The sequence below is a fragment of the Nicoliella sp. ESL1106 genome (genome assembly GCF_058509965.1).
The window spans coordinates 548,112-559,699 of sequence record NZ_CP196340.1 but is presented as its reverse complement, the minus strand read 5'-3'; the positions used below and the strand labels follow the sequence as shown (position 1 = coordinate 559,699).

Here is an 11,588-nt window from a genome sequence, read left to right as displayed (position 1 = left end):
TAATGAGTTCGATAGTAATAAATATGACTTCTACTTGAATTGTTTTTCAAACTTTTCGTAAAGTTGATCGGCTTCTTGAATGGACTTAACTTTTTCAATTTGCGATTTCATGAGGTTACTCTGCTTGGCTAAATCTGCTTGCATCACTTTACGACTTCTAGCATCTGGAGAAATTCGGTCGATGAGCGCTTGTAACTGAATATCAGAAAGCGACACGAACTTGCGAAGTTCTGCTTGCTTATCAGCCAAAGTCATTGGTTGTGAAGAATCATTTTCAGTAGATTTTTCAGTCATAATTACCACTTCCCTTAATGATATAGATTATTTTTTAGGTAGAAATCCCATTAAACATTTTAATAAATACTCCCTTATATCATAACACTAATGAAAGGGTGTTTGAAAGATTATATTTAGACCAAAATTAAGAAAACACTAATAAAAGGACTCCCCGAATTGAGGAGTCCTTTTGTATAATTTAATCGATTTCAAATAATTTCTGAATCTCAGCAGCCGCTTTATCTGGGTCGTCTTGATAAAGATGATTAATCCTTTCAATATCGGCCTTAATCAACTCCAACGAGTTTAAAACATCAGCATTTTTTCCATCATTTGAATTATCCATCGAAGCACCCCCCTTACCCCTTAAATACGCAAAAAAAGTGGCCTCCGTTTTGGAGAACCACTTTTCGTTTATTTTAATAAATTAAGCTTTGTAATCAGCAGGTGAGTCGGGCCACTTGTCAACATCATCGGGCGCCCCAGCTGGGTTGTGCCACTTGAACATGTTGTAAGTCAATGAACGCTTATCTTGGTCCAACTTATTGATCGTAGCAACGTCTTCATCGGAAAGTTCAAAATCAAAAATGTCGCTGTTTTGAACGATTCGTTCTTCATGCGATGACTTTGGAATCGTAATGATCCCGCGTTGCCAGTCCCAACGTAAAATGACTTGGGCTGCGGACTTGCCATACTTTTCAGCGAGTTTGTTAATTTCAGGGTTGCTCAATGATTCACCCCCGCCAAGTGGTGACCATGCTTCGACTTGAATGCCGAGGTGGTTATCGTGTTCGATAATGTCCTTATCTTGGCAGACGGGATTAAATTCCATTTGGTTAACGGCGGGCGTCACGTTGGCGTGGGCTAATAGATCATCCATGCGTTCGTTATTGAAATTAGAAACCCCGATTGCACGGACCTTACCATCATGGTAAAGCTTTTCCATCGCCTTCCAAGTATCGATGTACTTGCCGTCAACTGGCCAGTGAATCAATAAGAGATCCACATAGCTCAATTGGAGCCGCTTTAATTGCCCCTTAAAGGCGTGTAAAACGGAGTCATAGCCTTGATCGCCATTAAAGACCTTCGTCGTTACGAATAGGTCCTTACGGTTCATGCCGAGTTCCTTTAAGCCTTCTTTGATTCCTTCACCAGTTCCAGCTTCGTTACCGTATTGCTTGGCAACGTCGATCATCCGATAACCGTGCTTTAGGGCTGCGATCACTGAATTTTTAGCAGTTTCGTTATCACTCTTCCAAACCCCCATGCCGAGCCGAGGCATTTCAACCCCGTTGTTCAACTTGGTGGTGGTCGTTAATCCTTCCATGATGGTACCTCCCTGTAATTATTTATCTACGCCACTATCGTAAAATAATCCGGGCCAAACTGCAATTATCTTGTTTACCGTTTTGCAAATCCATGCGGGTGCTTTTGGGCAAACCGCCATGCGTCTTCGATGATCACTTCGATGTCGTCAAATTGGGGGTGCCAACCTAATTCGGTCCGCGCCCGTGTTGAATCGGCAACTAGTTCGTCAGGGTCTCCTGGCCGACGGGGAGCCTTTTCGGTTTCGATCGGATCGCCCGTTACCTTGCGCGCTGCTTCTAGAATCTGCAGGTTCGAAAAGCCGTGCGAAGAACCGATATTATAAGCGGTTGAATCGCCACCCGCCATCAGGCGCTTCATGGCGAGCACGTGGGCATTGGCTAAATCGACAACGTGCACGTAGTCACGAATATTAGTCCCATCAGGGGTGTTGTAATCGGTCCCAAACATCTTAAAGACGTCGCGCTTGCCACTGGCAACTTGAAGGATGATCGGGATCAAGTGCGTCTCTGGGTTATGATCTTCACCGATCGAGCCGTCCTTGCTAGCACCACCGACATTAAAGTAGCGCAACGCAATGAATTTGATGCCATAAGCACGGTCAGCCCACTGCGCCATTTGTTCCATGATCCACTTGCTTTGTCCGTAAGCATTCGTGGGGTGCTTAGGCGTTGATTCTGTGATCGGCATCTTTTCTGGCTGCCCATAAACCGCTGCAGTCGACGAAAAGACCAGCCGCTTAACTTCATGGTCCCGCATTGCTTCGAGCAACGAAATCGTCCCGCCATCATTATTATCAAAGTATTTTAAGGGATCCTTCATCGAATCCGCCACGATCGAGTCAGAAGCAAAATGAATCACCGCGTCGATTGATTCGTGGGCGAAAACATAGTCCAAAAATTCACGATCACGAACATCCCCCTCGTAAAATTCTACGTCGGGGTTAACAGCCTCGCGATGCCCATTTGATAAATTGTCAATAACGACCACTTCATAGCCGTCATGCACCAAGTTATCAACGGTGTGTGAACCAATGTATCCCGCACCACCTGTAACCAAAATTGCCATAATCTCCATCTCGCTTTCTTCTGTTTAGTGAATGAATCAATTATCTTATATTCGGTTCGTGCTTGCAATTAGGCTTAAGCAATCCTAAACAAAATAAAGAAAATCTTGACTTTTTAGATTAAAATTGTATGATATTAATGACTAATATATTAAGGAGTTTTTAATAATGCAGACAACAACCGAAATTCAGTTAAATATTAGTTATCGATTTTGGCAATTCGCACGCTTTATTTAGTAACTGTGTGTTGTCAAAATCCTTTTTCAAGTGATTTTAAAACCACCCACGCAGTTACTTTTCCGTAGCGAGCGTGGGGCGGCATAATAGTTAAAGCCACCCATTAATAGTATGGGTGGCTTTTTATTTTTAGGAGGAATTCATAATGAAGATTTTAATGTTAGGCACTAGACCAGATGAACAACCAGCAGCAAAGGAATGGGCTCAGGCAAACGACGTCACGGTCGACACGACGCCAAAGGAACTCTCGTTAGCTAACGTCGACATCGTCGATGGCTACGACGGCATCTCGGTCCTCCAATTAGAACCACTGGAAGATCCCAAGGTCTACGCTGCACTGGCCGAACACGGCATTAAGAACTTAGCGGTCCGCAGTACGGGATTTGAAAGCTACAACCTTAAGGCAGCGCGCGAAAACGGCATCACGGTGACCAACGTGCCAGCCTACTCGCCCCGCTCCGTTGCAGAACATACGTTGACGCTTACGATGGCGATGCTCAGACATATCCATATGATCCAAGTCAACGAACACCATAACGACTTCAGCTGGGGTGGTGTCGAAGCCCCTGAGATCCACAACCTGACCGTTGGAATCATCGGAGCAGGAAAAATCGGTAGCACGGTTGCCCGCATCTTCAAGGCGCTCGGTGCCACGGTGATCGCGACCGATCCGATCCACCGTCCAGAACTCGCCGATACGCTCGACTACGTTGATTACGACACGCTATTAGAAACCGCAGACATCGTGACCATGCACACCCCATTGACCGATGACATGTTCCACTTCATGGATGCCAAGCGCTTTGCACAAATGAAGGACAGCGCCATTTTCATCAACGCCTCACGGGGAAAAGTCGTCAACACCCCCGATTTGATCAACGCCTTAAAGAATGGTGAAATCCAATCCGCAGGTCTCGATACGGTCGAAAACGAAGATGCCTACTTCTCCCAAAAGCTCCCAGGTGATAAGACTGGCAACCCGTTCATCGACGAACTATTGCAAATGAAGAACGTCATCTTAACGCCCCACATCGCCTTTTACACCGATGCGGCCGTTAAGAACATGGTCCAAATCTCACTCAACAACACCAAGCAGATCCTCGATGGCGACCAACCATTCAGTCCCGTTAACTAAGCCTTATTGCTTGACTCTTAAGTAGATAGTGCTACATTAGTGGTATATTGTTTCAAATTTATCTTAAAGGGGTACTTAATATGAGTGATAAACAAAACAAACATGCAGGGACCAAAGAAGTTGAACACCGTTTAAACGACGTTAAGAAGAGCGCAAAGGAAGATACCATCACCCCTACTGATGGTTGGAACACCCTTTTGAACCTTGTTGACACGATCGACCACAGCGATTCCAAAGCTGAAGATTACCGCAAGACATTAGCTGACTTACTATTCAAAAAGGATAGCCGCGGGTTCTTATTATACGGAACTGGCAAGGAAGTTAAAAAAGCGGTCAACGACAGCAAGGACTACAAGGACATTGACGTGGACGGCTTAAACGATGTCGAAGCATACGAATTAGATGCTAAGAAAAATGAATACAAGCCATTGGCGAAGGATTCCGTTGAAGGGGTCGTCGACAAAGTGCTTAAATAATTAATTGCAATTAAAGACCCGTTAATTGTTTGAGAATCAACAATTAACGGGCTTTTTGCACCATTTAGGAGGGAATTAAAATGAAATTCAAACCACTATTGAGTGCGACCGTCGCTTCATTAGCACTCTTGACGTTCACTGGGGTCACGAATGTAAACGCCGCTAAGAACAAGTGGCACACTGGACTCCCTAAGATCGTGACGCGGGCCAGCATGTGGGTGACCGATAAGAAAGAACACGGTGGCTACAGCGAAAAGAGTGCCTACCGCAGATACTTCATCTACACCCCCGAAAAGAGCATCCATTACGTTTCAATGGGCTTTCATAAAAGTGGGAAAGCTTTTTCAACGAGCGATACGAAGGGCATCATCCTAACACCACATTATAAAAAGGTCGCTAAAAACACCTACTTGATCACCCCGAAGAAGGTTGTGCTCGGCGAAAACATTTCCTATCGGGTCACCAAGGAAGGCAAAAAGATCAAGGTAACGATCAAGGACAACTTAGTCTCCCGTCAAAAGAAGGGCCAAAACCTTGGCAAGTTGACCGCTAAAAAGAGTACCAATTCACCAAAACATGATCCACTGAAATAACGCAAAAAGTCTGACGCGCACGAACGCATCAGACTTTTTTTAATTCATTGGAGCTTGTGATTTCATAATTTCTGGGTCCCAGAGGGTCAACAAGTACCCGTACCCCTGCGCATCGAACGTCAAATCTTCGAACTCCCGATTGATGTTAAACGACATGTAATTAACGTCACTCGGTTGCACGGTGCCAGCCGCGAGTTTATCAGCGGGCACGGAGGTAATGATATTGTCAGAAACGATGTATAAACGGTTATTGAACGCATCGTAAGAAAGGTTCTGGTTACTATAGCCCCCCCAGTTAATATTTTGCGGAACGGGGGCAAAATTAGCCGCCCCGCTATTTTCATCCAACGTCCCCTTGTAGATCTGGTAGGTCGAATAACTCTTCTGGTTATCTTCAACGAACGATTCCTTACGCCCAAAGTAGGCGTTACCAGCCGTATCAAAGGTCAACGTGTTGATACTGTAATTATCGTTGCCGTGCTGGAGTGGAAAATTGAACTGCTTTATTGGCTGCAGCGTCGTTGGACTTAATTCCGTGATCGTATTCTCACCGCCAGCGGGCAGGTTCTGCAACGTATCGTCTTGGACGAGGTATAGATTCTGCGTTACGGGATTATACGACAACGTCTGCCCGTGGCCAATGTTCAACAAGGGACTGACCTGAGCGGCCGATACGATCGATTCGTACTTTTGATACAACGCGTGTTCATCATTGACGATCTGAGTATTATTGGTCACGTTCTGCTTGGCCGTATTGACATCTTGTTGGTCTTGATTCACCAAGTCGTTTGCATCACTAACGTTTTGCACGGCGGCGGTGTAGCGTTTGCCGACCCCCGTATTAAAGCGCTGAAGGGCCTTTTGGTTTTCCTTCAACTGTGCAGTCACACCGCGCTGTTTTTTGACCAAGCGTTGCAACTGCGCATTTAACCGCCCACGTTCGGCCTTGCCAGCCTTTTTGACCTGCTGGACCAAACGCTTGCGTTGCACATCGATCTGATTGGCCGCCTTACTGCTCGTCGCAACCACCTGCTTGAAGTAGGTCACGTAGTTACTGGCGGTCAACTGTTTGACGACCTTATCATTGAACTGACGTTGCTTGACCAACGCTGCTTGTTGCTTGGCCGCAAACTGGTTGGCTTCCTTCGTCGTCTTCGCCAACATCTGGTTGTATTGATCGACTTCTTGCTGGTCGCTTAACAACTGGGCATTCGCATTGGTCACCGCATTTTGGGAGTCTTGGTCGCTGTACTTAGCATCCTGGAGCCGCGATTCATAATTCGCCTCATCCTTTAGGTTCTGCTTGCCATAATTGGTGTATGGCGAAGTGTAGGTATAGGCCTTCCAGATCAGGTCGCGCCCGTCGCCATTGCCACCGAGCACGCCTAAATTGGTCAGATCGTTCGTGTTGTACTTAGCGATCACACCCTGCTTGACCGAATCGCCAAGTGATTCAACAAAGTAGAAATTATCACCGACCTTGACCGTACTCTGATAGTTCCCATACTCCCTTGAATCGGCGTGAAAGCCCTTTGGCAGATAATAATCAGTATTAAAGGTGGTCGTCCCCTGCTGATCAGTATAGCTGTGACTTGGGTTTTGCTGGTCCATTTGATACTGGGTGTGCGTAAATTTCCCATTATAAATAACCGTTGGTGGAATACTGCCAACGGTGGTCAACGATTTCTTATCATAATTAGCTAAACCGTTGCCCGACTGGAGTTGTTGCGGATTACTAAGCGCATTTTGGTTCAAATTCGCATAGTAGGATTCGGCCGCTTGTGCCCGCATCTGATGGACGCTCAATACTACCAAGCCGAGCGTGGCTGTTGAAAGTGTTATAAAGCGCAGCCATTGCTTCATTTGATTCACCATCATTTCTAATCGGCATCGTAATCACCGATGTATTTTCCTCATTGTATTATATGCTTTAACCACTTTAAATGCCACCATCGAAGAACACCCTTGCCAAAATGATGAACCATTCGTACAAACAAAAAAATAACCCCACCGATCAATGATCAACGGGGTTATCAGAATGAGAGATATGTTTGAAATATGTGAATGATAGAAAAAATGTAATTGTGTATCTTTCTATGTTACAACAGAGCGAGTGTCGATCACCATGTGCTGATTTAAAGGTCTTACTAATGGTCAGTTAGCAATTAATTGTTTATGATATCGATTTAAAAGCAATTATCAGGGGCCCATGGCTAGGCTCTGCTGCTTAATATGTACATTTATCTTAACCAATTATTTATTTCTTAACAAGTTTTTAAAAATTAGACTTACGTTCTAAATGTTGACAACCAGTAAAATCAAAGCCCGTTAAATGTCCTGCCCATTATACCCGTGGTCAAAGTTTTGTAACGTTTTTGTAACATAACTGCAATTTTAACGTAAATAAAATGCCACTTTGAGCGATTCTAGCATCGATTCGACTTGATCAGCCCAATTTAAATGAACACCATCGCCGTTAGTGTTTCACTGCCAAAGATTGAAACACCTTATATTTTGCACCCGAGGTCAAATTAATGTTATAATTTTGTAATATTAATGTTAAACAACTGTAATAAGGATGGGATGATAGTGAACAAAACGAAGCTTAAAATTGCCAACGCCTTCTTAATTCTCCTTGATCAAAACGACGATAGCGAGGAAATCACCAATAACGACATTATTGCGCAAGCGGGGATCTCCAAGGGGACTTTCTATAACAATTTCTGCGGTCAAAAGGCCATCGCCAAATTCATTTTTCATGATATCGATAGTCGAATCATCCATTCCATTACTGACCATGGTGAATACTTACGCCATGCGAATTCACTCGATACGTTACTGCGGTGTGTGGCGGACACGACGATTCCTGCGATCTATGCGCAACGTGAAAAGATTCGGATCCTGTATCGCTCGGACCTCAACGGCGCATGGCAAAAATATTTAGAATACAAATACTTACGGACGGTCAGCCGCTTTTCAGACGACGTGAAGGCCAATGACTTTTACCTCCACCTGCTCGTCAAATTTACCCTCGACATAATCGAACTTTGGATCACCAGCCCGATTCCGATCCCGCCAGAGGAGTTTAAGGATGAATACTACCAATTGTTTAACGTCAAATTGAATACATTGTTATAAACACAAATAAGCACACCAGCGCAAAACTGGTGTGCTTATTTTATTAAACCGATTGGGAGTTAGATTGAACTGGCGTTAGGACCCCACTATGATCAGCGCTGTATTCAACGCCGTTAATCACCTTGGTCGCATCCTGTAATAGGTACCCATCGGCTTGGGCGTAGTATTGCTTGCCGCCCTCTTCGAACAAGAAGTTCTTATAGATATTCCCGTGGGCCTCTGCGAACTTGATTCGACCATCCTTAAAGTACAGAAATGAGTTCATTACCAAGACCCCTTTCGGGTTAAAGTATTGATCGATTCCATTGACGGTGTAGCTGCCGCTGACCGCCTTGCCGTTCTTATCAAAGAAGTAGTATTCATCCTTGTCGAACGCCTTTGCGTATTCCAACTTAATCACGGAACCATATTGGTCATAAAATCCCGCCACTTGATTATGAGCATTCAACACAAAGACCCCATTGATCGACTTGCCATTCTTCCCGAAATCATACAGGAAGTGGCCGACCCGCTTGATGCCGTGGTAAGCAGACCCGTTGTGATCCAAGTAGTAAGTGCTTAACTGATGCGTAATCGGGTCGCGCACCGTTAACAATTGGTTGCGGTTTAAGATCTGACCATTGCGATTGATTTTCAACTTGTGCCCGTTCACCGTTCTCGACTTGGTTACCAAAACGCCCTTGGCATCGTAGTAATAGAACTTCCCCGACTTGCTCTTCACGAATTGATCACGGACCTGGATTCCATTGCCGTCAAATAAGTAGTGCTTGTGACCAATGACTTGGTGGCCCGTCAGCGCTTGACCCTTTTGATTGAAGTAGTAGTAGTAATTGGTGTTCGCAGCGGCTTGCACGAACCGATTCTTGACCAGATTTCCCGCTTGATCGAAGTAGTAGTACTTGCCATTCTTAAAGTAGAACGTGTTCGTCAGCTGATAGCCCGTCAGAGAATCGTAATAGTGCGTATTCCCCGCTTTGTCGGTCACCATCTTACCACTGACTTGTTTTTGATCAACGAACTGAACCCGATTGCCCTTAATGGTCGTCTGATTCTTAAAATCAGCGGGGGCATCGGCCGCCATCGTATTATTGGCCGCCATGATTGCCTGCGTCGCATAGGTTTCAGCAGTCGAGGCGCTATTATACGCCGCACTGGCAAGCGTCAGGTATAGGCTGCCCCGCGCATCATTAGATAACGCATTGGCCCGTGCAACATAACTATTGGCCACTGATATTGATGATTGGGCGGCGCTGAGCTGAGCAGTCGCCGTCGTCGCCTGGGAATTCGCAAAGTAATAGTCATTTCCCTTGATGTTGGTTTGATAATAACGCTTCATCACATTTTGCAGGTGCTGCAAGGAGTCATTGTCATCAGCAATGTAACCATTCAAATGCTGGACCGTCGCATTGAGCTCACCAACCGTCAAGGCAGGATAATTGGCATTAAATTCGTAGTTATCAATCGTCGCCCCAGTATTGCTAGTCAGCTTATACGGGTCATTTTGGTTACTGGTGAAATTGACAACGTTATATAGCATGTTCGACTCGGGTAGGTAAATTTCCAACGTCGAATTATCCAAATACAGGCTCATTTTAGCCGTCGTGGCATTCGGCAGTGGGATTTGAACCTGCTTGGCCAACAGGCTATTAATCGAGTTCTTTCTGCTCAATACCAAGCGCCCCTTCCCGACCTTAATCGAGATATCAGACTCACCACGCTTTAAATTGATCGTGTGACTGCTGTTCGGATTATCAAAGGTAAAGTCCAGCTTATTATTGGTCCCAATGATAAAACTCTTCTTCGAGGCGTTCTTAGCGACCTTAATGGTCGATACCAATTGATTGTTCGGTTCGATCGGCGTCGACCACAAAGTGCCGTTCACATTTTGCAACAGGCGCGGTAACGTAAAGCTCCCACTGTGTTTAGAATAAGTGTAGGTATAAAGACTAGAAAGCAATGAGTATTGCCAACTACCCGACCAGTTAATATTAACGAGCGTGTCAGGATCAACATTGGTAAAGTTCCCAGCGTATGTATCGCCCTTATATGCAGATTGATCTAAATTCGTGATTTTACTGCTGCTGTTGGTCTTAAAGAGACCGTCGCTGTCGATATAACCATTGATGTAGGCAATCGCCTTGTCGCTAGCAGCATCACCATTGGACCAACTATAAAACATGAACGCCTGTCCATTCACAGTCTTAACGATCGGCGTTTCGACCTCCATCGCAGTCCCCTGGTCTAAATTAATGTCATTGGCGGGGTTATAGTCCCAATTGATGCCGTCGGTACTGGTAAACGTATACATCTTTTTGGACCAACCACCAGAAACGTAGGCGACCAACTTATTATTGACCCGTTCAACGTAGGGATCACGAAAATCCTGGACCGTGATGCCAAACTGCTGCCGCGTCATTACGGGCGTCGAGCGGTAGGGATGAAATTGCTGGTCATCGTTACTGTAGGCGAGAAAGGTCTGCTGATCACCCGTACTGGTAAACGAGGTAAAATAAGCGAGCTTGGCATTTGCATCGATTGGATTGTTCCACTGGTCAGTCTTCAATAGGCCGTCATTGTAAAGGACCGAACCAGTCGCAGCGTATTCCCACGGGATTCCATCGGTCGTATTGTTCGCAGCGATTTGGCCCCCCGCCTTGCCGTTTTCATCTTGATAGTCAGGATCAGGAATGGCAACGTTATTTAACCCCGTCGGGTCAGCACTGTCGTAGGCCTGAAAAGTTTTAAAGTCGGTCGTCGTCGCATGGTACCATTCATCAGCAAACTGAATCTGACTGGGGTATGGATTATAGAGGTAGTATACGTCGTAGTAATTAACGTTCCCGCTCCCATCGGTATGGGGGAGGATCGTCTGGAGGTCATTTGAATACCCGCGCGGCGTATTATAATGGAAGTTTTGATTCAAAATCGTATTCGTCATCAAGGCTTCTGAATTGTTAATCTTAGCAGAAACGGAAGCGCTATTACTCAAGACTGCCCCAGAGGCAGCGTTCAACTTAGTACTGTCATAAGCAGCAACGCTCACCGCACTCGAAACAGCACTGTTAGCACTAACAGCCGAAATCGAACTAACGGATGCTGAACTAGCCACCACGGCAGCAGAATCACTAGCGGAACTAGTTTGGGTGACCTGATCAGCATTTGAATCCGCCTTAGCAACTGGAGCGGTAAACAAAGCCGTAGTCCCAAGCGTCGCAAACGTAATGCCACTAATTAACCATAACTTTCCTGATTTATACATTTTATATCTAACTTTATTTGCATTTGATTTTTTGGCCATTCCAATCCCTCTTTTGCAAAACATATTTATATTAATTAATTAT

The 11,588-nt window shown here is 45.2% G+C and carries 10 protein-coding genes; 4 read left to right on the top strand and 6 right to left on the bottom strand.

The window, feature by feature from the left end:
* Positions 1–30: 30 nt before the first annotated feature.
* The 4 genes from ACSVI6_RS02220 to galE all read right to left on the bottom strand — a co-directional run bounded on the left by ACSVI6_RS02220 (position 31) and on the right by galE (position 2,670).
* A complete protein-coding gene (locus tag ACSVI6_RS02220) occupies positions 31–294 on the bottom strand; it encodes a hypothetical protein (protein ID WP_491717096.1) in 264 nt (87 codons plus the stop codon).
* Between the two features lie 181 nt (positions 295–475).
* Positions 476–622 (bottom strand): hypothetical protein, encoded by a 147-nt coding sequence (locus tag ACSVI6_RS02215; RefSeq protein ID WP_491717095.1) that lies wholly within the window; start codon positions 620–622, stop codon positions 476–478.
* 81 nt (positions 623–703) lie between these two features.
* Positions 704–1,603, bottom strand: coding sequence for an aldo/keto reductase (locus ACSVI6_RS02210; RefSeq protein WP_491720881.1), 900 nt, complete (start codon positions 1,601–1,603; stop codon positions 704–706).
* Between the two features lie 74 nt (positions 1,604–1,677).
* Positions 1,678–2,670, bottom strand: coding sequence for a UDP-glucose 4-epimerase GalE (gene galE / locus ACSVI6_RS02205; protein WP_491717278.1), 993 nt, complete (start codon positions 2,668–2,670; stop codon positions 1,678–1,680).
* A 377-nt stretch (positions 2,671–3,047) separates the two neighbouring features.
* On the opposite strand from galE, the gene ACSVI6_RS02200 reads away from it, so the two are divergent.
* The 3 genes from ACSVI6_RS02200 to ACSVI6_RS02190 all read left to right on the top strand — a co-directional run bounded on the left by ACSVI6_RS02200 (position 3,048) and on the right by ACSVI6_RS02190 (position 5,109).
* Positions 3,048–4,040 (top strand): D-2-hydroxyacid dehydrogenase, encoded by a 993-nt coding sequence (locus ACSVI6_RS02200; protein ID WP_491720943.1) that lies wholly within the window; start codon positions 3,048–3,050, stop codon positions 4,038–4,040.
* 80 nt (positions 4,041–4,120) lie between these two features.
* Positions 4,121–4,516, top strand: a complete 396-nt coding sequence (locus tag ACSVI6_RS02195; protein WP_491717093.1) for a hypothetical protein — start codon at positions 4,121–4,123, stop codon at positions 4,514–4,516.
* A gap of 80 nt (positions 4,517–4,596) precedes the next feature.
* The gene (locus ACSVI6_RS02190) at positions 4,597–5,109 is read left to right on the top strand and encodes a hypothetical protein (RefSeq protein ID WP_491720880.1); all 513 of its coding nucleotides are present in this window, start codon (positions 4,597–4,599) and stop codon (positions 5,107–5,109) included.
* A 39-nt stretch (positions 5,110–5,148) separates the two neighbouring features.
* On the opposite strand, the gene ACSVI6_RS02185 is transcribed toward ACSVI6_RS02190, so the two are convergent.
* Complete coding sequence (locus tag ACSVI6_RS02185) at positions 5,149–6,972, bottom strand: hypothetical protein (RefSeq protein WP_491720879.1); 1,824 nt, start codon at positions 6,970–6,972, stop codon at positions 5,149–5,151.
* Positions 6,973–7,698: 726 nt separating this feature from the next.
* On the opposite strand from ACSVI6_RS02185, the gene ACSVI6_RS02180 reads away from it, so the two are divergent.
* On the top strand, positions 7,699–8,247 hold the full coding sequence (locus ACSVI6_RS02180; protein WP_491719978.1) for a TetR/AcrR family transcriptional regulator: 549 nt from the start codon (positions 7,699–7,701) through the stop codon (positions 8,245–8,247).
* A gap of 43 nt (positions 8,248–8,290) precedes the next feature.
* On the opposite strand, the gene ACSVI6_RS02175 is transcribed toward ACSVI6_RS02180, so the two are convergent.
* On the bottom strand, positions 8,291–11,545 hold the full coding sequence (locus ACSVI6_RS02175) for a KxYKxGKxW signal peptide domain-containing protein (RefSeq protein WP_491720878.1): 3,255 nt from the start codon (positions 11,543–11,545) through the stop codon (positions 8,291–8,293).
* Positions 11,546–11,588: the final 43 nt, after the last annotated feature.

Coding starts and splice junctions, on each gene's coding strand:
- ACSVI6_RS02220 (WP_491717096.1), bottom strand. CDS start 294: ATGACTGAAAAATCTACTGAAAATGATTCTTCACAACCAATGACTTTG.
- ACSVI6_RS02215 (WP_491717095.1), bottom strand. CDS start 622: ATGGATAATTCAAATGATGGAAAAAATGCTGATGTTTTAAACTCGTTG.
- ACSVI6_RS02210 (WP_491720881.1), bottom strand. CDS start 1,603: ATGGAAGGATTAACGACCACCACCAAGTTGAACAACGGGGTTGAAATG.
- galE (WP_491717278.1), bottom strand. CDS start 2,670: ATGGCAATTTTGGTTACAGGTGGTGCGGGATACATTGGTTCACACACC.
- ACSVI6_RS02195 (WP_491717093.1), top strand. CDS start 4,121: ATGAGTGATAAACAAAACAAACATGCAGGGACCAAAGAAGTTGAACAC.
- ACSVI6_RS02190 (WP_491720880.1), top strand. CDS start 4,597: ATGAAATTCAAACCACTATTGAGTGCGACCGTCGCTTCATTAGCACTC.
- ACSVI6_RS02185 (WP_491720879.1), bottom strand. CDS start 6,972: ATGAAGCAATGGCTGCGCTTTATAACACTTTCAACAGCCACGCTCGGC.
- ACSVI6_RS02175 (WP_491720878.1), bottom strand. CDS start 11,545: ATGGCCAAAAAATCAAATGCAAATAAAGTTAGATATAAAATGTATAAA.